The sequence below is a fragment of the Paenibacillus shirakamiensis genome, from assembly GCF_017874255.1.
Classification (GTDB): domain Bacteria; phylum Bacillota; class Bacilli; order Paenibacillales; family Paenibacillaceae; genus Fontibacillus; species Fontibacillus shirakamiensis.
Genome location: NZ_JAGGLD010000002.1, coordinates 65,114 through 89,173, shown reverse-complemented (window position 1 = coordinate 89,173; position 24,060 = coordinate 65,114). Strand labels below are relative to the sequence as shown.

Sequence of the window (24,060 nt, the reverse complement as noted above, 5' to 3'; positions counted from 1 at the left end):
CAAAGCCCCCGTTCTTTGGGAACGGAGGCTTTTTGTATTCAATATTAACGCGTGTTGAAAGGTGTGGCAAGAGGTGTAAATAAATCGATGATGCCGATAACTAAAGCAGCCAGCAAAGCGCCAGTTACAGAAACAGATACATGACCCATTACATATTGGGATAGCCAAATGACCAGCGCACTAGCTAAAAACCCGACAATCCCTCTTCCGAACGGGGTCACTCGTGTGCCGAGGATTCCTTCGATGATCCAGCCTAGAAGTGCGATAACTAGAGCAAGCAACAAAGCACTACCGAAACCGCCCACGGAAAAGTGAGGTACCAGCCATGCCACAAACATCAGAACCAGTGCGGATACGACAAAACGTATAATGTGCCCAAAAAAACTCATGAATCAGCCTCCCTGACTTTTTATTTAGCTGCCTTACGTATAAAGATTAGAATGTACCTGCCAGTTTAAGCTTATGTGTACAGGCATTGAAATAGCGTAACAATAGCAATTTCGTTTATAATGTATGCATACCCGAGAGGAGTTGTGAACATCCTTGGATGAGAAAATTTTTCATACCTTAGAATATCGTAAAATTTTAAATAAATTAGCAGGATTCGCCCAAACATCCTTAGGCAAGGATATGGCAGAGCGATTGCTACCTGTCTCTAATTTGGAAGATGTCAAACTACGGCTTCAGGGAACAGATGAAGCATTCAAAGTCGATCGGATCAAAGGAGCACCTCCTTTTGGCGGAATTGTGGACGTTACCTTGGCGATCAAGCGAGCGCGTATTGGCAGTACGCTGGGCCCGCAGGAACTGCTGGGGGTGCAGACCACCCTTTCTGGTGCTCGTCGCCTAAAAAGGTACCTGCTTGCGTTCCACGAAGAAGACGAGCTGCGCCTTCTCTCTACTCTATGCCACGAAATCAGTGAGCAGAAGTCTTTAGAGCAGTCAATTCAACTTTGTGTTAGTGATACAGCCGAAATCCTAGACTCCGCAAGCGCTGAGCTTGCACAAATTCGTCGCGAACTGCGTGGAGGGGAAGTTCGAGTTCGTGAGAAACTGGATGCTATGATTCGTTCCTCCTCTGTAGCCAAAATGCTCCAAGATCAATTGATTACTATTCGAGGAGACCGCTTTGTCATTCCGGTGAAAGCCGAATATCGTGCGCATTTCGGCGGGATTGTCCATGATCAATCCGGTTCTGGAGCTACGCTGTTTATTGAGCCGGAGTCCATTGTTGCGATGAATAACAAACTGAGAGAGGCTCGCCTGAAAGAAGAACGCGAAATTGAAGTCATACTACAAAAGCTAAGCGCCCTTGTTGGAGAACAGACCGAGCTGCTTCTGTATGATTGCGATGTGCTAGCTCAGCTTGATTTTGTCTTTGCCAAAGCGAGACTGGCACGTGAACTTAAAGCTACTCTTCCGATGATGAATGATCGGGGATTCTTGAAGCTCAAGCGTGGTAGACATCCGCTGATTCCCATCGGACAGGTTGTCCCTATTGAAGTGGAACTTGGTAATCAGCACACTTCGATTATCGTTACAGGGCCGAATACGGGTGGTAAGACCGTTACCCTGAAGACGATCGGCTTGCTTAGTCTAATGGCGATGTCTGGGCTCTTTGTCCCCGCTGAGGACGGAAGTCAGCTCTGTGTCTTTGATGCGATCTATGCGGATATCGGAGATGAGCAAAGTATCGAACAGAATCTCAGTACATTCTCTAGTCATATGACCAATATCGTCTCGATATTGCGCAAAATGACGGTGAAGAGTCTTGTGCTTTTAGATGAGGTCGGTGCAGGTACGGATCCTGCGGAAGGATCGGCTCTAGCTATTGCTATATTGGAACATATTCATGCGTTAGGCTGCCGGATGGTAGCTACAACACATTACAGCGAACTTAAGGCCTATGCCTATGAACGTAAAGGCGTTATCAATGCAAGTATGGAATTTGATGTGAATACGCTGAGTCCAACCTATCGCCTGCTCATAGGCGTACCCGGGCGAAGTAATGCCTTTGCTATCGCTTCCCGTCTTGGATTGCCGTCTGATATCCTCGATTTTGCTCGGGGTGAAGTGAAGGAAGAGGATTTAAGAGTAGAGAATATGATTGCTTCCTTGGAAGAAAATCGTCTAGGCGCAGAACAAGAACGGGAAGTAGCTGGAACGCTAAGGCAGGAACTTGAACTGTTAAAGGCTCGTCATGCTTCCGAATTAGAACAATTAGAGCAGCAGCGGGATAAACGTCTAGAGAAAGCAGAATTAGAGGCCAAAGCAATAATTACTAAAGCACGAAGTGAAGCGGAGCAAATCATTCAAGACCTAAGGAAACTGGCGATGGAAGAAGGAGCATCCGTCAAGGAGCACAAACTGATTGCGGCACGCAAACAGCTAGATGAAGCAGAACCTGCACCGAGGAAGAAGGCAGCAGCCGTCCGAAAGGCGCTCAAACCGAAGACTATTGGTCCCGGTGATGATATTCGTGTATATAGCTTGAATCAGCGAGGGACCGTAATTGAATTATCCGGTAAGGAAGCGGTGGTTCAACTAGGGATCATGAAGATGAAAGTCGCTTTGGATGATTTGGAACTAATACAGCATGCAGCAGCAGAGCGTCCGGCACAGCGGACCGTTACGAACTTGAAACGAACTCGAGACGAGAATGTACGTAGTGAACTTGACTTGCGTGGAGCTAATCTAGAAGAGGCCCTTATGGAAGCAGATCGCTTCATTGATGAAGCATTCCTCGGTAATCTAGGTCAGGTCCACATCATTCATGGCAAAGGCACAGGCATTCTAAGAACCGGAATTCAGGAATACTTGCGTAAGCATAAAAACGTGAAGAGCTATCGGATCGGGAATTATGGTGAAGGCGGCATGGGAGTGACTGTAGCAGAACTCAAGTAATGGGGGAGGGACCCAACATGATTGGATCAGTGGATCCCATACTGCAACATCCATTAGGGATGACATTAGGTCTGTTTTCAGTAGCGATTTTAGAGTTAATTGTATTCCTGTCTTGTTTTGAGTGGGCTGCAAGATATCGATGCTGGGAAGAAATCAAGCGCGGAAATATGGCCGCAGCTCTGGCTACAGGGGGCAAAATTTTCGGGATATGTAATATTTTCCGCTATGCATCAAGCAAGGCGACCATTTATGATTTTATCGTATGGTCATTTATCGGAACTGTATTGCTGTTTCTTTCTTATTTGCTCTTCGAGTTCGTAACCCCAGTATTTCGAATTGATCGGGAGATCGCTGAAGATAATCGTGCGGTAGGTGTTCTAGCTCTATCTATTTCGGTATCCCTCTCATTCTTAATTGGTGCCAGTCTGAATTGATAAGCGCTCTAGGCTAGCTGTTGCTGGAATGAAGGAGGATCTATGCTCAAAAATTTAGTACGTGTATTATTTGTCGCCGCGGTAGTCTTTTTTGTCGCCGGGATTATTTATATGGCAAGATCATAATTCACACTTTAAATAAGGAGGAGTACATCTATGGAAACGACAATATGCCCTTGGTGTCAGACTGAAATTGTATGGGATGAGGAAATTGGACCGGAAGAAGAATGTCCTCATTGTCATAATGAACTAAAGGGGTATCGGACGCTGCAAATTGATCTAGGAGAAGAGGAAGAGTCTGGAGCGCCTGAGGATATGGATGAAGATCCTAAAGCCATGCTTGGCTATTGGGGAGATGAAGAAGAGGTTAATCCAAGGATGGTTAAGCACATCAATACCTTTTCAGCCGCAGGTTCAGACCCGCTTGAATATGAATCTGCTGTCGAAAAAAGGCTGAACCAGCAGGAAGACGTACCCGAATGTCCGCAATGTAGAGCTTACATGCTATATGCAGGTCAAGAGCAGAATACGGCCGTAGCTACGGCTCAAGTAACAAATTTGAAGCCCATCCTGGAAGAGGCTTACCGTACTAGTGTATATGTATGTCCATCCTGCTTCCATGTAAGTAGATTTCTCGTTGAGGAAGACAAACTTCGTATGATACAGAAGATCATTCAGCCCTAACTGTGACATTACATCTATAAGTAGCAATGAACCCAGCTCTTACCTAACGTTAGCATTAGTATTGTTACGTTAAGTAAGAGCTGGGTTATTTTTATTCAATCTATTCTATTTCTAATTACCTTGCTATTCATTTTCTTATTACTTTGTTGCTCTGTTCTAATTACTTTTGTCTGAATACTAGTATGAACTTTAGCTTGTTGTAGGTGGATTGGGCTTGCTTGTCCGATCTAGAGCAAAGAGGTCAAGTTCAGGCCGATCCGTACCCGAGATAATATCCGCAATTAAAGTAGCGCCTAGCATGCTTGTAACCGTACCATTCCCTCCGTATCCCTCAACAAAAAAGCAGTGAGGGTAATCCTCATGAGGTCCAAAGAAAGGAAGTCCGTCGTGTGTTCCCCCAAAAACTGCACCCCATGCATATTCAGCCTGAGTTGGAGCGGTCTCTGGAAAGTAAGCATGCAATGTATCAATTAATTCTTTTCCTTGGGAGAGATGCCGAGCCTCATCTAATACTCCATGATGAAGTTCTTCATCCAAACCACCAATTACGATTCGTCCTTCAGCTGTAGTTCGCATATAGAGATAGGGTCTTGCCGTCTCCCAGATCAGACATCGTTCATGCCATGAATCGACAGCATTTGTAACTTCCGTAGCAATAGCATAAGACTGCATGAGTACGGCACCCCGGTCTTTTTTCATCTCTTGGGTCTCATAACCGCAGGCAAAGATGACCTGCTTGGCCCGAATTCGATAATCTCCACTGAAGACCAAAACCCCATTTTCTTCAAAATGCATGCCAGTAGCGGGGGTATGTTCAAATACGCGCACTCCATGTTTGGAAGCATAATCCACCAAGCCATGTACGAAGCGATATGGATTTACTTCTGCATCACCATGCGTATAGATCGCACCTGGTTTTGCAAATGGAAAGTGATGATTAATTGTAGTTGCATCCCACCATTCGACAGGAAAACCAAATTTTATTAAGGTATCATATTCTTCTTGTAACATAGGAATATCATCTTCACTACTAGCAAAATAAAGACTGCTACGGGGGATGAATTCTGGATCGATATCAAGCTTTTTCGCCATCTCAGCAAGATCGGTAACCGCTTCTTTACATAGGGTATAAAATTGAACGCCGATTTCTTCACCAAACGTATGAATACATGAAGTCAACGTCTTGTCATTTGAGAATTGGAGAAGTCCCGTATTGGCTGTAGAGCTACCTCCTGCAACTGGACCTTTGTCAATGAGAATGGTATCGATTCCCTTCTCGGCTAACTTGGCTGAACAGAGGGCTCCTCCCATACCACTACCAATAATTAATACGTTACATTCTACATCCTCTTGTAGTGCTGGGTATTCTGGTTTGTTCAATAGTGTATTCTCCCAAAGTAAAGTGCCAGCATGTAGCTTCATCTATATAATCCCCTTTTACATTAAATTCAGTTTTTAAATTACTATTCTGATCAACAAAGTAAGTTATCTATAAATACTTTTTATGGACAAATTTACAGAATAATTGATTCTGTCTTTGAAAATAATAGGTGAAGTCAAGGACGAAATGAACAGAGGAGGAAGACTGAATTGAATCAAATAAATCTACAACCGCTAAGTAGCAAGGAATTAGACTACATTGCCGATTCCATATCTAGTGAAGATCGTCAAATCAAGCAATGTGCGGTTGCGGCGACGATTTCACAAAACCCAACCATTCAACAAGCGCTAGTTCAGTACATTTCCGAACATGAACAACATCTTCAGCAGCTAACAGATGCATTACAAAAGCATTCTGTAGTTGCTCCAACACAGGCTCACTAAGAAGGAGGAAATGTTAAATGAATATGCCAAATAACAATGCGCTAATTCCAGAGAAAGATATTCTGAACATCATTTTGGCTGATCTTAGACGCATAGCTCGGGAATATTCGACAGCAACTACGGAAGCCGGATGTCCTGATGTCCGGCAAATGTTCACCCAGCTTACAGACAACACACTCCGACTTCAAGGAGAACTTTTCGACATTATGAAGCAGAACAATATGTATACGGCTGCAGCACCTGTGCAAAAACAAGAAGTCGATAAGCAACTTCAGCAAGCTAGACAGACACAGCAAGAAGCCCAACAATTTGCACAACAAAAAACATCAAATTTATCCAATTATAGCCAGCCTAATGTTCCAGAGCATCAACCTAACAGTCAGCCTACTTACTATAATTAACCCTTCTAGAAGGGGAATTAAGCAGTTAATAAATGGACCGTCTTATCCATGCGAACCTTACATGGAGTGACGGTTTTTTGTTTGCAGAACATAGAAAATCATGTAATATAGATACAACGAACTTTGCTTCCCTGCTGCATTAAAGGTGCGAGGACTGAAGTGACGTAAGAAAGAGCGCTGGAGGTAATGTATGAAACAATTAAGCGAATTGAAACTGAAGGTGCTGGATCTTCTCAAAGAAGATGCCCGACACAGTCCTGAGCTATTGGCTACTCTCCTTGGCGTCTCACAAGATGACATTAAGAACGCGATTCGAGAGCTTGAAGAGGACCATGTTATCGTTAAGTATGCAACAGTAGTGAATCCGACGAAGTTAGATGATGAGAAAGTCACAGCACTCATTGAGGTTCAGATTACGCCGGAGCGTGGCCGTGGGTTTGAGGCGATTGCGGAACGTGTATATTTATTTCCACAAGTGAAATCCGTATATTTGATGTCGGGAGCCTATGATCTACTTGTTGAAGTTGAGGGTCGGAATTTAAAAGAAGTCGCGAGTTTTGTATCCGACAAATTGTCAACATTGGAATCAGTTCTTTCCACCAAAACTCATTTTATTCTAAAAAAATATAAGCAAGATGGTATCGTCTTCGAGGACCATGAAGAAGATCATCGTCTTGTGATATCTCCGTAAAGGAAGTTATGTCATGTTAATTAATCAAGAAGAACAGTCCAAGGAACAGGCGGTCAAATCGATGAGCTCTTACCTAACGCCTAGGGTTCAAGAGATGCAGCCTTCGGGAATTCGTCGTTTCTTTGATCTAGCGAATGGAAGCAAGGATATCATTACGCTTGGCGTAGGGGAACCTGATTTTATCACCCCTTGGCATGTACGTGAAGCCTGTGTGTACTCTCTCGAGAGAGGGTATACGAGCTATACTTCCAATGCAGGAACTCCTGAACTTCGTGAGGCCATCAGCCATTACTTAAATGACAGCTTCCAAGTAGAATATAATCCTCAAGATGAAGTGCTGGTTACCGTAGGGGGAAGTGAAGCCATTGATCTTGCTCTTCGAGCTTTAATCTCCCCAGGAGATGAGATTCTTGTGCCAGCTCCATGCTATATCTCGTATTCTCCTATCACGTCGATTAGTGGCGGAGTGCCTGTGGAGATCGAGACATTTGCCAAAGATGATTTCAAACTGATGGCAGATCAGCTACGTGCCAAGATTACTCCGAAATCAAAAGTATTAATCTTGAATTATCCTAGTAATCCTACGGGCGGAATTATGACGTATGAAGACTGGCTTCCCATCGCTAAGTTGGTGGAAGAGCATGATTTAATTGTCATATCAGATGAAATCTATGCAGAACTTACCTTTAATCAGCGCCATACAAGCTTTGCCGCGCTTCCAGGCATGAAAGATCGTACGATTCTGGTTAGTGGCTTCTCCAAAGCATTTGCGATGACGGGCTGGCGTATGGGGTATGCTTGCGGGCATCCTGAACTGATCTACGCGATGCTCAAGATTCATCAATATACGGTCATGTGCGCTCCAGTGATGGGACAGGTAGCTGCACTAGAAGCTTTGACGAATGGTCTAGAAGAAAAGGATCGTATGATTGATTCTTATAATCAGCGTAGACGCCTTGTAGTGAAGGGACTCCGAGATATCGGTCTAACTTGTCATGAACCTGAGGGTGCATTTTATGCTTTTCCTAGTATTACTTCAACAGGACTATCTTCTGAACAGTTTGCACAACGTTTGTTACTTGAAGCGAAAGTTGCTGCAGTACCAGGGAATGTATTTGGAGCTGGGGGAGAAGGATTCCTTCGATGCTCTTATGCTACTTCAGTATCCAATCTAAATGAAGCGATTCATCGTATGGGTGAACTAGTACACCAGATCAAACTCGGGAATTAACAAATATTAGTTTTTGTGGTTGATAACTGGGTTGGGCTCGTGCTATAATTTATTTTTGTGTAGAAGCTTTTTGGTTGTATGAATATACAGCTGTCATTTTTCAAGGAGGGATCGCGCGTGTATCGTGGAGATTATAACTTGCCCGAACAATACGGTGGTTATATTGCAGAGAGCAATAAATTGGACCACTGGATGAACAAAGACAGCGGCTTCACTTCACCCCAGTCCGATTCCTTGGAAGACGAGATTCTACTGCTCCGCAGTAAGATGGAAAGACTCTTCCTGCAAGAGAAATCTTTTACAGCCGAGATCGTCATTGAGATTAGTAGTCTACTTGACTTGAAGATTAATGAGTTTATGAAGAATCGCCATCATAAATAAGAAGCATGCACCTCATCAGAATATGCGCTACCAAGAGGGTCCTGTACAGGGTCCTCTTTTCTTTTTGACGTATAGAAGCGAACGGGTTATGATATATTGTTCTTATAGGACATACGGGCTGAAAGAGGAGGTTTTTCACATGAATATTTATACAAGAACAGGTGATGCGGGTCAGACCTCCGTAATTGGAGGAAGAGTAAGTAAAGATGATTCGCGTATTGAAGCCTATGGTACATTAGATGAATTAAATAGCTTTGTAGGACAGGCGATTAGTCTAGCCGAGATCGACATTTTTACAGATATGAGAGAACATTTGCTGCAAATCCAACATGAGCTGTTCGACTGTGGATCAGACCTTGCTTTTGTGAATGTGACTGAGTCCCGTTATAAAGTTACGGCCTCTATGGTTGAAATATTAGAAAAGTGGATTGATGCCTATGAAGAGGAGAATCCTGCTCTGGAGAAGTTCATTTTGCCAGGGGGGACACAGCTAGCTTCAGTGCTTCATGTATGCCGCACTATTTGCCGCCGTGCCGAGCGTCGTATTGTGACTTTAGGGGAACGAACGCAGATAAATCCGGAAGTACTGAAATATGTGAACCGATTATCGGATCTGTTTTTCTCTATATCGCGAACAGCGAATGCTAGAGAAGGGGTTAGGGATATAGATTACGAGCGAAGCGCTAACGTATTCCGTACGAAATGAACACTGAATATTATTCCCCAATTACCTATGTCGTTCCTGCATCTGATGAGGGTATGCTCTTGAAGACGGTATTACAGCGCAGATTAGGAGTATCCCGCAAATTGATGTCAAAAATCAAGTTAACCGATCAAGGAATTACAGTGAATGGCGAACGGGTATATATTAGCGTTCCTGTGCAAAAGGGAGATCTCATCGCCATTCGTCTGGAGCAAGAGAGCAGTGAGGATATCCTGCCTCAAGCTATTGATTTTGATATCCTTTATGAAGATGAAGCTTTACTCGTCGTTAATAAGTCGCCTGGAATTATTGTTCATCCCACGCATGGTCATTATACTGAAACTCTGGCTAATGGAGTCGTATATTACTGGCAGCAAAAAGGAGAAAGGGTACGATTTCGCCCGATACATAGACTCGATCAAGAGACGAGCGGCGTGCTGGCTATTGCCAAAAATGCTTATGTTCATCAGCATGTCTCGGAGCAAATGATTGCCGGACAAGTGATGAAGAAATATAAAGCGCTGGTACATGGACACCCCAATCCTCTGCTAGGACAAATCGAAGGCCCGATTGATAGAGATCCCTTAGAGCCTCATCGCAGAATTGTAACGCCAGATGGTTATGAGGCGCTGACATTTTATGAGACACTAGAGACCTACTCTCACTCATCTCTTGTGGGGCTGCGGCTTGGTAGCGGGAGAACGCATCAGATCCGGGTGCATATGACATCTATGGGACATCCATTAATTGGCGACAAGATGTATTGTCATAACGATCGAGGTCAGTGGACAGAGGATGATCTTAAAGTCATCGACCGTCGGGATAGTTGGATTCCACGTCAGGCTTTACATGCAGCAGAGCTTGGTTTTGTACATCCTTTAAGTGGTGAGCCTATGGTGTTTGAAGCCCCACTTCCAATAGACATGCAAATGTTAAAAAATCAATTAATACATGAATAGCGGTCAATACTAAATCATTGTGATTGTGGAGTGTGATTTGCATTGAGTACATTAATTATCTATCAATATCCCAAGTGTAGCACTTGTCGTAATGCAGTAAAATGGTTGCAAGCGGCTGGTTATGAATTAGATCTGCGGCATATCGTTGAGGCTCCCCCAACTGAACAGGAACTGACACAACTAGTTGAGCACAGCGGTTTGGATCTGAAGAAGTTCTTCAATACGAGTGGGGAAGTATATAAGGAACTTGGTCTGAAGCATAAGCTCGCTACTTTAAGTGAGTTAGAGCAAATCGCATTGCTTTCTTCCCATGGTAAGTTAATAAAGCGGCCTATTGTTACGGATGGAACCAGGGTTACAGTTGGCTTTAAAGAAGATATGTTCTCGGAAGTCTGGGGATAGAGCCAACCCTGTTCTATATTTTAAATTCAAATAAATATATAAGTACGATAAAACCACCTTAATTAAGGTGGTTTTATTTTTTTTAAAAGCTAGCCTAGAAATTAATATAGGTAATTGGACTGTATAATCTAATATTTCGTATATTACGACAAATATTAACAATAACAGCTATTGCATGAATAGGGTATATTAGGTAAAGTTAGCTAATATTGATAGTTTAAGCATATATCTTTTGTCCGTTTCTTATGAAAATTAGTACATATTACAGGGGTTGTTATCATGCCCTACATCACACGCGGAGTCTATCAAAGTGAGAATTAGTTCTACTCTATACAACTAAAAAAGAATGGGAGAATGCATGGACTATAAGGAGAATATTATGTCAAAAGTTGCTGTCGTGACGGGTGCGGCATCTGGAATTGGATTAGCAGTTTCAATACGTTTAATAGAGAAAGGTTTCCGTGTGTATGCTTTGGATTGTAATGCAGAGGCATTACAAAGAAACACCGAAAATTCGAATGAATTTCAATACGTACCGATGAGTTGTGATGTATGCAAACTCGAGGAAGTTCAGCTCTGTTTTCAAAGGATTGCCATTCATGAACGACATATAGATGTATTATTCAACGGTGTCGGATGGATGAAATTTGGTGGCCTTTTAGATGTAGAGATTTCCGAATGGAATAAGGCATTCTCTAGCAACATTATGACTGCGGTACATTGCATAAAGGAAGCAGTGCCCCTTTTAAAAAAGTCTCAAAACTCACCATCCATAATTAACTTGTCATCTATATTGGGGGACATACATGAGCACCGGGCCATGCTTTATTGTCTCACGAAATCCATGTTAACAGAATTAACCCGTTGTCTAGCTAAGGAATTGGCTCCAGACCGAATAAGAGTGAATGCGATTCTGCCAGGTTCTGTTCAGACACAGTTCATCAATACGTTAGTCACAGATGCCAAAAGCGTAAAAGGGGGGCCTCAAATGCTAATGGAGTTATCTCATGTTCCCTTAGGTCGATTGGGGACTACGGAGGATATTGCTTCCCTAGTCATATATTTAGCGTCAGAGCAAGCTGAGTTCCTTACAGGTACATGCATCCCTGTTGACGGTGGGTGGAGCCTATGAGACCACGCAGAAGAAAGGAGTATATGGAGAATGAAATGGTTTGAGACGCGTACACGTGTTAGATGGTCTGAGGTAGATTCCCAAGGGATTGTGTATTATGCGAACTACTTTACTTATTTCGATCTAGCAAGAGAACACTTAATTTTAACGGTGGGTTTGGATTATATAAATACCGGAGTAGATGTACTTACCATGAATTGTGATGCCAAATTTCATACACCTGCTCGTTATTTAGATGATTTGATTGTAAGAGTGGCGATCAGATATCCCGAAGTACCTCAGTATTCCTTCCAATATCAAATTCAGCGTGCGATTGGAAGACAGGTGTTGGTAGAAGGAACGTCCAGACATTGCTTGGTGGATAGGAAGACGAGAAAATTGGTCACTAAAGTGCCAGAAGAATATCGAGATTTGTTCCTAGATGCTGGAATTTTTCCGAACAAAGTCATCCAATGAAAGATGTAGTACAACGTGCTGGAATGGATATTTTGGAACTCAGTCGATTTCAACACGCTATACAGCGTAGCGGGATATCTTTTCTTCACCGTATTCTTTCAGAGCGTGAGAGGAACGAAACTGCTGAAGATTTGTACCCTATTTTATTTTCAGCAAAAGAAAGTTTGATTAAATTGACGGGCGGGTTACCTCCAGCGACTTCCTTTCTTCAAATTGAAGTGCTGATTCAAGCCAATTCCTCCCTAGAGATTAAGTTGTATCCACCATACAGTGAGCTAGCCCGTCAGATGCAGATAGATTTCGAACATATAAAGGGAACATACCAAATCTATAGTGAAGAACTCATTTGTACCTCATTAACTTATTGTAATTAAGCAAAGGAGTAGTTCTTATGAGAGCAGCCCTAATTTTCCCTGGTCAAGGTAGTCAGTTCCTTGGTATGGGAAGAGATCTCATGCAAATTTCTATGTTTAAAAAGCGTATGCAGCAGGTGGCAGCAAGTCTTCAATTACCTTTAGATGTGCTAGTGGACTTGAAGTCGAAGCAAATGCTCTTAAGTACTGAAATAATCCAGCCCTACATCTTTGGCATAAGTGTTGCACTATACGAGATGATGTGCGCCGAATTAAGCTTCCAACCTCTTGTGGTAGCAGGACATAGTCTGGGAGAATATGCAGCTCTAGTGGCAGGTGGTGTCCTTTCCTTTGAGACCGGGCTTCAGATGGTACGTCTTAGAGGGAAATATATGTCTTTAGCAGCAGACAAAGGTCAGTGGAAGATGGCTGCTGTGTTGGGTTTGAGTGCAGAAGTTGTGGCTGATATTTGTGAGGAAGCTCGTCATACTACGGGGGAAATATTGCGAATTGCGAATTATAATTCACCTACTCAAATGGTGATTAGCGGAAGTGTAAAGGCTGTGGAACATGCTTCAAAATTGGCTTCTGAACGAAATGCATTCAGAATTGCTCCTCTACAAGTGAGTGGTGCTTTCCATACAGAAGCTATGCAGGAAGCTAATATCGCATTCCTAAAGGTATGGTCCAAAGAACAGTTATCGTCTCCAAAGCTCCCGATTGTTATGAATGCTACAGGTACGCAGTTGACCGAAGTCGGAGATATAGACCACGCAATGCGGATACAAATGATTTCACCTGTACAGTGGGCAAGCAGTGTGAGAACCATTTTCCAATATGCTCCGGATTGTCTAATTGAAATTGGTCCTGGCAGAGTATTAAGCGGTCTCGTTAAATCTATGGATAGAAGTCAACAGATTTTGAACGTGGGCAATATCCAAGAGTGGAACATGATAAGTAAAAAATTAAAGCCTATTCACACGGCTTAAAAAGGAGAGAGGCTTCTGTTTAACGATCAGGTTGTGCTTGTAACAGGTTCAAGTAGAGGAATCGGTAGGGCCATCGCACGAAGTTTCCTAGAGAGCGGAGCTATTGTTATATGCAATTACTCCAAAGAAGGGCGATCTTCCGAAGAGTTAGCGAACATGCTTCTTTCTTTTGAAGGAAGGGGTATAGCCATCAAAGCAGATGTATCTAATGCTGAAGAAATTAAGCAAATGTTCCAAGAAATTAAGAAGCGCTGGGGCCGATTAGATATCCTTGTGAATAATGCTGGAATTACAAGAGATGGCTGGATGATGATGATGGGGGACAAAAATTGGGACGAGGTCATCGATATTAATTTGAAAGGCTGTTTTTTATGCATGCGGGAAGCGGCAAAGATGATGAGCAAATTCAAATCCGGTTCCATAGTTAATATTTCCTCAACTAGTGGGATTACGGGTCAGACAGGTCAGATTAATTACGCGGCTTCCAAGGGTGGAATCATTGCTATGACCAAAACGGCTTCCAAGGAGCTTGCTTCTCACGGAATCCGCGTAAATGCTGTTGCACCTGGTTTTATCGAGACAGGTATGACCTTAAATATGCCCCAGAATCAATTGCAGGAATACTTGAGACATATTCCCTTGCAGCGTGTTGGCGAAGCGCAGGAAGTGGCCAGTTCCGTCTTATTCCTAGCTTCTACCCATGCCTCATACATTACAGGGCAATGTCTTGTAGTCGACGGGGGATTAGCTATTTGAATACGTATTCAACGAAAAGGAGCGATGTATATGAGTACATTTACGAACTCAAAAGAAAATTTATTGGACCAAGTAGGAGCAAGACAACAGCTGTGCCGAGAGGTCAAAGAAATGATTATTGAACAGTTATCACTAGGCATTCAGCCAGAATGGATTGCCGATGATCAGCCATTGTTCGGTCGGGGGCTAGAACTCGATTCCATTGATACACTTGAGATCACAATCGGATTGCAAGATAGATTTGATTGTATGTTAACAGATGACAATATGGAAGTATTGGGTTCAGTGAATAAAATAGCTGATTTTATTGAATCCCAGAGGTGAATTATGAACACTTCAACCAAACTAAATATGCCGATTTATGCTGATCAAATTAAGAAAATGCTTCCTCATCGTTATCCCTTTTTACTAGTTGATCGAGTAACTAAATTAGAACCTGGGGTTTCAGGTACGGCGCTGAAAAATGTAACAATCAATGAACCTTTCTTCCAAGGACATTTCCCAGAGGAGTTAGTTATGCCAGGCGTGCTAATTGCTGAGGCTATGGCTCAGTTGATAGCCCTCATCTATATTGCCGAAAGTATGGAAAAGGCGGATGATTACGCCACCCATGATATTCCGTTTTCGGATCAGGTAGGTTATTTGCTAGGATTCAAAAATATGAAGTTCAAGGCTAAGGTAATTCCTGGCGATCAACTCATCATGCGGGCTACTATCGTCGGCAAGTTTGGACCGATGAGTCAGGTCCAAGTATTCGCAGATGTGGACGGAAAAAACGTTGTAGAAGGCATAATTAACGTGTCTGAGAAGGTATAACTTATTAATTTATATACATGGGGGGCTTTATTTATGGCGACAACAATTGAACGGTATCAAGCCTGTCTGAACGGACAGGTCTCCTCAAAACGAATCGGTAATACTGAAGTGCCATCTGTACTGACTACATTAGAAGATGAGTATCACGCTATTCGTAATGAGGTTGCTCTACTAGATTTATCTTTTACGACCAGAGTAAGTGTGTCAGGAACAGGGGCATTACAATTTCTGCAACAACTAGTAACTCGTGATCTTGAGTTTTTATCTGAAGAGCAGACACTAACTTGTCTACTTCTTCATGAGAATGGAACGATAGCGGGTGAAATTATTATCTATGTAATGCACGAGTACTATTTAATTGAAATTTGGCCTCAATATTCGGAAGAAGTACTCGATATTCTTGAGAAGAATAAGAGAGAAGATGTTACTTTAGAAGACGTATCGGACAAGCTTCAGATGATCTTGCTCGAAGGTCCGCGTTCATGGGAAATTATGCAGCAACTTGTGTCGTTTCCTATTGAAGTGTTGCCTTATAAGAACTTTGCCCTTTTCGAGTTTCAAGAATATGAGCTATTCGCTGCAAGGCTGGGTTATACGGCTGAGTATGGATATAAAATTTTTGGGCCCAGCGAAGCAGTTGAAGAATTGTGGAGTTATATTACCACCGATATTAAGCTTGGAGAGAATCGGATTCAACCGATTGGTATTGAGGCGTTGGAAGTTTGCAGGCTTGAAGTAAGATTTCCTGATTTATCTAGCGAAGCAACGGGTTATTTGCCTGTTGAGGCGGGTGTGAATTGGCTGATGGATCTAAGGAAAGAGTTTGTTGGTAAAGGATCAAATCTTGAGGTGTTGGAAAATGGCTTACAGCGTAAATTAGTCTGTTTTAAGTCTACTGCTAATGAGATTTCCCCTAACCAGTCCATTGTCGTAGATGGAGAAACCATAGGCCATATTCAACATGTCTTGTACTCACCCGGGCTAAAATGCAAAATAGGAGTCTCCTATATAGATGTGAAATATGCTGCATCGGGCATCACCTATGCTCTCGACAACCAGGAACTTATCGAATCGGTCTCAAGTCCTATGATCTATGCAAAAAGCTTATCGATTCGGATGGCATAGGAGGTAGCATTATGGGAGTAGCGATTACAGGGATAGGAGTTCTTAGCGCTGTAGGCAATGGTAGGGAGGCTTTCTGGGAATCCATCCGTCTAGGAAGAAGCGGCTTGAAAGAAATGACCCGATTTGATGCTAGCAAATTGTCGACTCGCTTTGTGGGTGAGGTCAGGAACTTCGATCCAAGCGAGTATATGAGCGAACAAGAATTGCACGAAACGGAACGCTGCTCCCAGCTTGCCTTCGCGGCAGCATGGGAAGCATTCGAAAATGCTTCCCTGCCAGTGGATCAATATAGTGATGATCGAAAAGGTGTTGTAATTGGCACTTCACTGGGGGGCATTCCTAACGGAGAGGTATTTCATAGCCAGTGGCTACATGATGGCTACATTCAGACTGATGAATCGCTATTGTTAGCTTACCCGCTTCATACCTCTGCTGATTTTTTGAGTATCCGATTTCGTTTGAAGGGTCCCAAAATAACTATATCTACAGCTTGCTCGGCCAGTAGTGGAGCTATAGGTTATGGTGCAACACTAATTAATGCAGGGAAGGCGGACTTGGTCATTGTTGGAGGTACCGACCCCTTATCTATGCTGTCGCTATCAGGGTTCAATAGCTTAAAGGCGCTCTCAAGTGATCCGTGTTCGCCTTATTGTCAAAGTAAAGGCATTACCATTGCCGAAGGTGCAGGGATGCTGATTTTGGAGCGATTAGATCTAGCTGAGCGCAGAGGTGCGACTATTCTTGGCTTGGTGGGAGGATGTGGACTAAGCAGTGATGCTTACCATCCCACAGCTCCGAATCCAGGCGGCGCTGGTGCATTTAAATCGATGCATACAGCGGTGGCTCAAGCTTCGCTGAATTTAGATGAAATCGATTATGTCAACGGTCATGGCACGGGAACGCGAGCCAACGACTCGGCGGAGACTTCAGCACTGAAAAATATGTTCCGTGATTCTAAGAAACCCATTCCTGTGAGCAGTACGAAATCTATGATAGGACATACGTTAGGGGCGGCGGGAGCTATTGAAGCCATCACCTGTGTGATGTCCATGATGCATAATACACTTCCGCCAACTGTCAATTTTGATGAGAGTCATAATCCGTATGGACTGGACTTCGTTCCGAATACTAGCCGCAAGCAACAGGTTAATACCGTTTTATCTAATTCTTTTGCTTTTGGTGGTAACAATGTATCTCTTCTCTTTCAAAATTATGATCATTCCCCTAGATCTACAGAGCCTCAAAATGTAGCACACCATCGAACGGTGATAACAGGATTGGGAATCGTTCAACCGCTCGGTATTGGAAAGGAATCGTTTTTCTCAGCAATAGTGAATGGAAAGAGTGCTATTCAAGATATCCCATTCCAGAATGAAGTCTACCATTCACGTGTAGGAGCCTTGTTGGATAATGAACAGTATCTTAAATATATCAATCCATCCGTTGTCCGAAGACTGGATATGCTTAGCAAGTATTCGATGGCCAGTGCCAAGATGACTCTGGACGATGCAAAGCTTAAAGTTAATAGGGATAATTGCGAACGCATCGCTATTATTTTTGGGACAAGTTCAGGTCCGATTGAGACGGTTGAAGCGGTAAATCGTTCCATCGTATTACAAGGTGCCGACAAAGTAAATCCTAGTCTTTTCCCAAATACCGTCATGAATGCTGCCGCAGGACATATTTGTCTTGCATTTCAAATTAAGGGTCCTTCGACTACAATTTGTTCGGGCGGCGTGTCAGGGAGTCAAGCCATTATTTATGCACATCAGATGATCAAGGATGGCATCGTCGATGCTGCACTTGTTATTGCTTCAGACGAATATAATGAAACGTTGCATGCAGGTTACGATCGACTAGGTGTGTTATCGGATACCATTCCTGTCCCGTTTGATCGTGAAGGAAGAGGATTCGCTTTGTCCGGGGGAAGTACGGCGATACTGCTAGAATCGGAAGAACATGCGATACGAAGAGGCGCCGAAGTGTACGGAGAAGTATTCGGATATGGAATCGCTTCCGATGCTTACCGAATTGCTGGGAATCAATCAAGTGGAAAAGACTATGCCCGTTCCATTGAATTAGCACTTCAAGATAGCGGAAAGACTAAGGAACAGATTGATGCTATATTTACGGATGCTCGTGGCTCCAAGCACATTGACATGGTAGAAGCTAATGCCGTTCGCAGAATATTTAAAGATCAAGTACCCGTCACGTCTTTAGCTGGATTGAACGGATATGCGGTTGGCGGTCTAACACCTGTTCATACGGCGGCGGCTGTCTTCGCACTCAAGGAGCATGTCATTCCAGCCATTGCTAACGATAATCCCATTGCTTCTATTCGGCTTGCGGGTCACGCAGAGCGCTTGCAGAGAGCGGAGACCTTCATGATCAATTCCTCTGCTTATGGGGGGACTTATACAAGCCTTGTCATAGGCAAGTACAGGTCCTAATCCATGTTCGATAAGTTAATCCATCATACTCTCTATCAACTGGAGTGCTCGGACAACTATACACTTGTTATTTTAGAGAATGAACGGCTGGAAGTGATCTTGAATAATAGTGTCCTATCGGATTGGTTCACTCCCCAAGAAATTCAGGAGATTCGTAGTAAAGGAAGGCTCATTGAGCGTGTCTCGGCTAGACTTGCCGCAAAGATTGCCATCCACCAGAATCATACTAGCTTGACTCCCCATCACATCGAAATTAGATCGGAACAAAGTGGACAGCCGCAGGTTTATATTGAAGGTTGCCCCTATGCCCGGGGAGTTATTAGTCTATCTCACACGCGAAACTTCGGTGCAGCTTACTTTTTTATTACAAACTAAGATGGGTGTGCTGAACAGCAGTGTTCTATTCCAAAAAGACCAGCCGTAGTTGTGGGTTGGTTTTTTTTGACCTCTTTCGAAGTATACTTTCTCGAATGTTTTCTAATAGTTCATCTTTCTTCAGCAGTTTTATAGGAGCTATGATCTGATTTTTATTAAGCTGTCACTAATATTTTTAAATTTGTAACTCTATGATTTTCTCTCTTTTATTGTGTGCTTGTCCCCTTATTATGGAGAATGTCTTCCTTGATTTGTCTGTGTAGTTGATCGAGGATTCATATATAATTAGGGGATATAACATGCTGAAGAGACTCTACTTTGGTCAGTCATTGGTCATTCATAAATGCTAGCAGGGTTATGATATACTATTTGCAGACATGAATAAAACAACTAAAAGATGAGTCATAGATTGGACTTGAAGAAGGAGAGAACAGATTTTGAGTACAGAAAGAGAACGGTTATTGTTAGTAGATGGGATGGCCTTAATGTTCCGGGCATATTATGCTTCGGCTGCCAGTGGATATATCCGCAGAACCAAGGCAGGTCTTCCGACGAATGCAATATACGGATTTATGCGTTATTTTTGGGATGCTGTGGAGAAATTCGAACCTTCTCATGTGGCCTGTTGTTGGGATTTGAGTAGCAAAACATTTCGCAAAGAGCAGTACCCATCTTATAAAGGGAACCGTTCCGAAGCGCCGGATGAACTGATCCCGCAATTCTCAGTGATTCGTGAAGTGATGGATAGTCTAGGCATCCCTAACATCAGTGCGGAAGGTTTTGAAGCCGATGACTGCATTGGGACGTTAGCTTCGGCATATTGTTCGGACATGGATGTGCTGGTGTTAACCGGAGATCATGATATGCTCCAGCTAGTGAACGATTGTACAAGTATTCTAATTATGAAAAAGGGCCATGGAAATTACATGGTCTATACTCCAGAAAGTCTAATGGAAGAAAGACAATTGACCCCTAGGCAAATTATTGATGTTAAGGGACTTATGGGCGATCCAAGTGATAATTATCCAGGCGTTCGCGGCATCGGGGAGAAGACCGCTGTGAAGCTTATTCAGGAATATCACGACATAGAAGGTGTCCTCCGCAATTTGGAGCTTTTATCTAAAGGAGTACGTACAAAGATTGAACAAGATCTAGAGATGCTCCATCTCTCTAGAGAACTCGCTACCATTCGGTGTGACGTGGAGCTGGTATGTTCCATGGATCATTGCAGATTAGAATTTGATCATCAATTGGTCATCTCCAAATTTGAAGAGTTAGAAATGAAGAGTATATGCGCATGGTTGGGAGTGGCGGCAGGTTGAGTGGAAGACAAGAGGCAAGTCGTCTTATAAGTAAAGCTATTGCACTTATAATTGTAACTATTCTAATAGTGATAGGTATCAGATTAGAGCCTGCTGAAGCTAAGGGTGCCATAACATCAGCAAGCGTAAGGGTTCAAGCAGGTGGAAGAGCTTTTCAAGTACAGACGGTATCTATCCCCAAAGGAACTCCGGTTACGCTTGGACTAGCTAAGAGACAAGTGGGACAGACTGAAGCATTTACGTCGATTGTGAAAAACTACCGTGCTACCGCAGCCATTAATGGAGCATTTTTTAATGCTTATGGGGGTCCGGCTGACCCTTATGGTACGTTGATTGTAAAAGGACGTCTCGCTCATTTTGGTGGATATGGAACATCGATTGGATTCCTCCCAGATGGTACAGCCATAATGGCTTCACTTCGGAGCTCATTGACTGGAACAGTAACCACCCCTCAAGGTCAATCACTGGGATGGTACGCAGTATTCTTGAACAGAACTCCATCAGATGGGGCCAATACCATTATCAAATACACGCCAGACCGAGGAAGTCGAGTAGGCTTCACTGGCGGTATAGCGGTAACGATTGCAAAAGGGGTTGTTATCGATAAAGGGACCAACACGAATGTAGCGATCCCAAGTAATGGCTATGTTCTTGTATTCACAGGTTCAGAAAAAAAGAGTGCTGACCGATTTGTTAAAGGATCTACGGTGGAAGAGAGCCTAGTCTACAAAGATGATCAAGGGAATTCCCTCCCATGGGAACACGTAGTTACAGCTGTTGGAGCTGGTCCCCGTCTCGTTCGAGATGGACAAGTAGAACTGAATGCGAAGGCTGAAGGCTTCAACGATCCTAAAATTCTAACAAGCAGTGCAGCTCGTAGCGGAATTGCGATTATGCCCGATGGTTCTCTAATATTAGCGACAGTAAACGGGGCAACCATGCAACAATGGGCAGCCATTATGAAAGCTCTCGGAGCGAAACAGGCGATGAACTTAGACGGCGGGGCTTCTTCAGCGCTGTATGCAAATGGTAAGGTGCTAACCCAACCCGGTCGTTCGCTCAGTAATGTGCTTGTGTTTGGTTCTAATGTGAACTAACACAAATTCGAAATGGTATGCATAAGTGAAATCCTCTCATTCCAGAGAGGATTTTTTGTGTTTTCTTGTATGTTCCTTTTCAGCACCTTCCTGACTTTAGAAAAAGTTATCCCTGTTAATAAAATACTCTCCCTTATTAAATAGAGCGCTTTCCTAGATAATTAAGGTGCTATTCACTTTAATTGTTAAAAGGAGGTGGTCTCAGCACGGACTACGCGAGTGAATATGGGGAAAACCCATAAGTTGTTCAAATTAAAGAGGAGGTAATTTAATGAAGAGTAGTACACAGGTAATGAAAGGTCAGGTTAAACGGGGATTTCTCTCCCTATTTATGGCAACATCTTTAGTCATTTCGTTAATCGCTTCATTTGGAGTTCAGGCAGGACATGTATCGGCAGCAGTCAGCATTCAGGCCGTAGCCGCATGTACCGATGCCGCTTGGGATGCGAGCAAAACTTACACAGCAGGGAATCGCGTCTCCCAAAATGGAAAAGTATACGAGGCAAAATGGTGGACAACGAACGAGAATCCACAACAATCTGCTGCGTGGGGCGCATGGAAATATATCTCCGATTGTGGCACTACTACAACGCCGCCTACAGGAGATACAACAGCACCTACAGCACCAGCAAGTCTGACTTCCACAGCAAAGACAGCTACAAGTGTTACGTTAGCTTGGTCAGCTTCCACAGATAACGTAGGTGTAACAGGATATAACGTATACAATGGTTCCACACTGAGCTCTACGGTCACAGGTACTACAGCAACAGTAGCAGGCCTTACAGCAAGCACGGCTTATTCCTTCTCTGTAAAGGCTAAAGATGCCGCGGGCAATCTGTCTGCAGCTAGTAATGTTCTCTCAGTTACGACGTCTGCAAGCACTACGCCAAATCCTGGAACTACCCCTTCTAAAGTCATTGGCGCTTATGTAGCAGATTGGAGTTTTCCTGACATTAATACCGTTCCTGCTACAAAGTTGACTCATGTGTACTATGCTTTTGCGAACGCAGCGAACAATGCAGTAAGCGGTGGGGATACAGGTAAGCTTGCTCAACTCGTCTCCTTGAAGCAGAAAAATCCGAATCTGAAAGTTCTGATTTCCGTTGGTGGTTGGGGCAACTCGGCAGGGTTCTCAGGTATTGCTTCTTCCGATGCTAACCGTACAGCTTTTGCGAATTCAGCTCTAAGTTACATCCGCGCGAACAAACTAGATGGGATTGATATTGACTGGGAATACCCGACTACAAGTGATAAAGCAAATTACACACTATTCCTCAAGAAACTTCGTGAAGTTCTAGATGCGGGAAGTGCAGCAGATGGAAGAAGTAATAACAAATATCAAATTACTGCGGCTACAGGCGCTTCCCAATACGGAATCGAAGGCATCGATCTCGCTTCCGTGCAACAATACTTTGATTACATCAATATCATGACTTACGACATGCAAGTGGGCAACAATACGCATCATACGAACTTATACACGTCTTCTTTGAACTCCAGCTACAGTGTAGACAATGCCGTGAAATTGTATAAAGCGAATGGCGTATCTCCAAGCAAGATTGTCATTGGTGGCGCATTCTACTCCCATGGTACAGCGGAGTACACGTATGATGAATTGTTAGCTAGTTATATTAATAAAAATGGCTGGACACGTCAATGGGATGATGTTGCTAAAGCTCCTTATTTAACAAATGGCACAAGCTTCCTAAGTTATGATGATGAGCAATCCCTCACGGAGAAAGTAAAATATCTAAAAGCTCAAGGGTTGGCAGGAATTATGTTCTGGGAATACGGCCAAAATACAGGCGGGCAGCTTCTGAACGCTATTTATACGGCGGTTCAACAACCTTAAGAGTGTTTCAAAAAGAAAGAGGGTTCCCTTTGCCACAGGATGGCGGAGGGAATCCTCTTCTTTTTTTATACGCTGGGTTCACCATTCTGAACTTCACGTTCAGCTTGCTTGCGGTGAGCAATTCGACTGCTGGCGGAGGCAGCGATAGCTCCTACGATGTCATCTAGAAAGGTATGGATGGGACCTAAGCTTTTATCATTCAAGCGTTCGAGAATACCCGGTTTTAATTTGTCTACATAGCCATAATTCGTAAATCCGATACTGCCGTATACGTTAACGATCGAGAATGCCAGAATTTCATCCACTCCATAAAGACCTTCATCATTTTCAATCATATCTTGAAGTTCAGGAATAAGCAGGCCCTGTTCTGCCAAAATATCTAACTGGATTCCAGTGAGTACTGCGTTTTGTACCTCTCTCTTGAGCAGTACCTTTTCTACATTGTCCAAGCATTCTTCCATGGTTAGATTTGGATAATACTTTTGCTGAAGCATCATGACGAGTTCCGCAATTTCATTTAAGTTGACGCCCCGCTTGTGAAGCCAAGCCCGCGTAGCATCGGCTACCTTTTTGCTATTTAAGCTATAGGGTAGTTTGGGTTGTTCCATAACGATCACCTCTGGCTTCTAAAATATTCAGATCCCACATGTAATGTGCAGTGTGTCCAATTGTTATAAATAGTAGTTATTTTTCTAACAGAGGGCTCGTATACATACTAATACA

Annotated in this window: 27 protein-coding genes; 24 read left to right on the top strand and 3 right to left on the bottom strand. The window is 43.3% G+C overall.

Going from position 1 to position 24,060, the window contains the following annotated elements; translation table 11 throughout:
* Positions 1–44: 44 nt before the first annotated feature.
* Entirely contained in the window at positions 45–389 is a 345-nt protein-coding gene (locus J2Z69_RS07310; RefSeq protein WP_209860723.1) for a phage holin family protein, read from the bottom strand.
* Positions 390–543: 154 nt separating this feature from the next.
* On the opposite strand from J2Z69_RS07310, the gene J2Z69_RS07305 reads away from it, so the two are divergent.
* The 3 genes from J2Z69_RS07305 to J2Z69_RS07295 all read left to right on the top strand — a co-directional run bounded on the left by J2Z69_RS07305 (position 544) and on the right by J2Z69_RS07295 (position 4,022).
* A complete protein-coding gene (locus J2Z69_RS07305; protein ID WP_209860721.1) occupies positions 544–2,904 on the top strand; it encodes an endonuclease MutS2 in 2,361 nt (786 codons plus the stop codon).
* Between the two features lie 17 nt (positions 2,905–2,921).
* The gene (locus J2Z69_RS07300; protein ID WP_209860719.1) at positions 2,922–3,338 is read left to right on the top strand and encodes a DUF350 domain-containing protein; all 417 of its coding nucleotides are present in this window, start codon (positions 2,922–2,924) and stop codon (positions 3,336–3,338) included.
* A 156-nt stretch (positions 3,339–3,494) separates the two neighbouring features.
* Entirely contained in the window at positions 3,495–4,022 is a 528-nt protein-coding gene (locus tag J2Z69_RS07295; RefSeq protein ID WP_209860717.1) for a hypothetical protein, read from the top strand.
* A 189-nt stretch (positions 4,023–4,211) separates the two neighbouring features.
* Here J2Z69_RS07295 and J2Z69_RS07290 read toward each other — a convergent pair whose 3' ends face one another.
* On the bottom strand, positions 4,212–5,444 hold the full coding sequence (locus J2Z69_RS07290; protein WP_209860715.1) for an NAD(P)/FAD-dependent oxidoreductase: 1,233 nt from the start codon (positions 5,442–5,444) through the stop codon (positions 4,212–4,214).
* A gap of 168 nt (positions 5,445–5,612) precedes the next feature.
* Here J2Z69_RS07290 and J2Z69_RS07285 point away from each other — a divergent pair, with 168 nt between their 5' ends.
* The 21 genes from J2Z69_RS07285 (at position 5,613) to J2Z69_RS07185 (ending at position 23,337) form a co-directional block, all read left to right on the top strand.
* On the top strand, positions 5,613–5,846 hold the full coding sequence (locus J2Z69_RS07285) for a spore coat protein (protein ID WP_209860713.1): 234 nt from the start codon (positions 5,613–5,615) through the stop codon (positions 5,844–5,846).
* Positions 5,847–5,863: 17 nt separating this feature from the next.
* Positions 5,864–6,247 carry a spore coat protein gene (locus J2Z69_RS07280; protein ID WP_209860711.1) on the top strand — a complete coding sequence of 128 codons (384 nt, stop codon included), beginning with the start codon at positions 5,864–5,866 and terminating at the stop codon, positions 6,245–6,247.
* A gap of 190 nt (positions 6,248–6,437) precedes the next feature.
* Positions 6,438–6,938 carry an Lrp/AsnC family transcriptional regulator gene (locus tag J2Z69_RS07275; RefSeq protein ID WP_209860710.1) on the top strand — a complete coding sequence of 167 codons (501 nt, stop codon included), beginning with the start codon at positions 6,438–6,440 and terminating at the stop codon, positions 6,936–6,938.
* Positions 6,939–6,951: 13 nt separating this feature from the next.
* A complete protein-coding gene (locus J2Z69_RS07270) occupies positions 6,952–8,169 on the top strand; it encodes an aminotransferase class I/II-fold pyridoxal phosphate-dependent enzyme (protein WP_209860709.1) in 1,218 nt (405 codons plus the stop codon).
* A gap of 117 nt (positions 8,170–8,286) precedes the next feature.
* On the top strand, positions 8,287–8,550 hold the full coding sequence (locus tag J2Z69_RS07265) for an aspartyl-phosphate phosphatase Spo0E family protein (protein WP_425354988.1): 264 nt from the start codon (positions 8,287–8,289) through the stop codon (positions 8,548–8,550).
* Between the two features lie 22 nt (positions 8,551–8,572).
* Positions 8,573–9,256 (top strand): cob(I)yrinic acid a,c-diamide adenosyltransferase, encoded by a 684-nt coding sequence (locus J2Z69_RS07260; protein WP_425354987.1) that lies wholly within the window; start codon positions 8,573–8,575, stop codon positions 9,254–9,256.
* Entirely contained in the window at positions 9,253–10,212 is a 960-nt protein-coding gene (locus J2Z69_RS07255; protein ID WP_209860707.1) for an RluA family pseudouridine synthase, read from the top strand. The genes J2Z69_RS07260 and J2Z69_RS07255 overlap by 4 nt, the downstream gene beginning before the upstream one ends.
* A gap of 42 nt (positions 10,213–10,254) precedes the next feature.
* Positions 10,255–10,614 (top strand): arsenate reductase family protein, encoded by a 360-nt coding sequence (locus tag J2Z69_RS07250; RefSeq protein WP_209860706.1) that lies wholly within the window; start codon positions 10,255–10,257, stop codon positions 10,612–10,614.
* 379 nt (positions 10,615–10,993) lie between these two features.
* Positions 10,994–11,746, top strand: coding sequence for an SDR family NAD(P)-dependent oxidoreductase (locus J2Z69_RS07245; RefSeq protein WP_209860705.1), 753 nt, complete (start codon positions 10,994–10,996; stop codon positions 11,744–11,746).
* Positions 11,747–11,776: 30 nt separating this feature from the next.
* Positions 11,777–12,202 carry an acyl-CoA thioesterase gene (locus tag J2Z69_RS07240; RefSeq protein WP_209860704.1) on the top strand — a complete coding sequence of 142 codons (426 nt, stop codon included), beginning with the start codon at positions 11,777–11,779 and terminating at the stop codon, positions 12,200–12,202.
* On the top strand, positions 12,199–12,576 hold the full coding sequence (locus tag J2Z69_RS07235) for a 4'-phosphopantetheinyl transferase superfamily protein (protein ID WP_209860702.1): 378 nt from the start codon (positions 12,199–12,201) through the stop codon (positions 12,574–12,576). The genes J2Z69_RS07240 and J2Z69_RS07235 overlap by 4 nt, the downstream gene beginning before the upstream one ends.
* Positions 12,577–12,593: 17 nt before the next feature.
* On the top strand, positions 12,594–13,544 hold the full coding sequence (fabD, locus tag J2Z69_RS07230; protein ID WP_209860700.1) for an ACP S-malonyltransferase: 951 nt from the start codon (positions 12,594–12,596) through the stop codon (positions 13,542–13,544).
* 15 nt (positions 13,545–13,559) lie between these two features.
* Entirely contained in the window at positions 13,560–14,300 is a 741-nt protein-coding gene (gene fabG / locus J2Z69_RS07225; RefSeq protein WP_209861413.1) for a 3-oxoacyl-[acyl-carrier-protein] reductase, read from the top strand.
* 30 nt (positions 14,301–14,330) lie between these two features.
* Positions 14,331–14,624 (top strand): phosphopantetheine-binding protein, encoded by a 294-nt coding sequence (locus tag J2Z69_RS07220; RefSeq protein ID WP_209860698.1) that lies wholly within the window; start codon positions 14,331–14,333, stop codon positions 14,622–14,624.
* 3 nt (positions 14,625–14,627) lie between these two features.
* Positions 14,628–15,116, top strand: coding sequence for a 3-hydroxyacyl-ACP dehydratase FabZ (gene fabZ / locus J2Z69_RS07215; RefSeq protein ID WP_209860696.1), 489 nt, complete (start codon positions 14,628–14,630; stop codon positions 15,114–15,116).
* Between the two features lie 33 nt (positions 15,117–15,149).
* Positions 15,150–16,241 carry an aminomethyltransferase family protein gene (locus tag J2Z69_RS07210; RefSeq protein ID WP_209860695.1) on the top strand — a complete coding sequence of 364 codons (1,092 nt, stop codon included), beginning with the start codon at positions 15,150–15,152 and terminating at the stop codon, positions 16,239–16,241.
* An 11-nt stretch (positions 16,242–16,252) separates the two neighbouring features.
* Positions 16,253–18,691 (top strand): beta-ketoacyl-[acyl-carrier-protein] synthase family protein, encoded by a 2,439-nt coding sequence (locus tag J2Z69_RS07205; RefSeq protein WP_209860693.1) that lies wholly within the window; start codon positions 16,253–16,255, stop codon positions 18,689–18,691.
* A gap of 3 nt (positions 18,692–18,694) precedes the next feature.
* Positions 18,695–19,066 (top strand): holo-ACP synthase, encoded by a 372-nt coding sequence (locus tag J2Z69_RS07200; RefSeq protein WP_209860692.1) that lies wholly within the window; start codon positions 18,695–18,697, stop codon positions 19,064–19,066.
* A 434-nt stretch (positions 19,067–19,500) separates the two neighbouring features.
* Positions 19,501–20,388, top strand: a complete 888-nt coding sequence (locus J2Z69_RS07195; protein ID WP_209861411.1) for a 5'-3' exonuclease — start codon at positions 19,501–19,503, stop codon at positions 20,386–20,388.
* Entirely contained in the window at positions 20,385–21,485 is a 1,101-nt protein-coding gene (locus tag J2Z69_RS07190) for a phosphodiester glycosidase family protein (protein ID WP_245339090.1), read from the top strand. Before J2Z69_RS07195 ends, J2Z69_RS07190 begins: the two co-directional genes overlap by 4 nt.
* 271 nt (positions 21,486–21,756) lie before the next feature.
* Positions 21,757–23,337 carry a glycosyl hydrolase family 18 protein gene (locus J2Z69_RS07185; protein WP_245339089.1) on the top strand — a complete coding sequence of 527 codons (1,581 nt, stop codon included), beginning with the start codon at positions 21,757–21,759 and terminating at the stop codon, positions 23,335–23,337.
* Positions 23,338–23,402: 65 nt separating this feature from the next.
* On the opposite strand, the gene J2Z69_RS07180 is transcribed toward J2Z69_RS07185, so the two are convergent.
* Positions 23,403–23,945 (bottom strand): phosphatidylglycerophosphatase A family protein, encoded by a 543-nt coding sequence (locus J2Z69_RS07180; protein ID WP_209860691.1) that lies wholly within the window; start codon positions 23,943–23,945, stop codon positions 23,403–23,405.
* Positions 23,946–24,060: the final 115 nt, after the last annotated feature.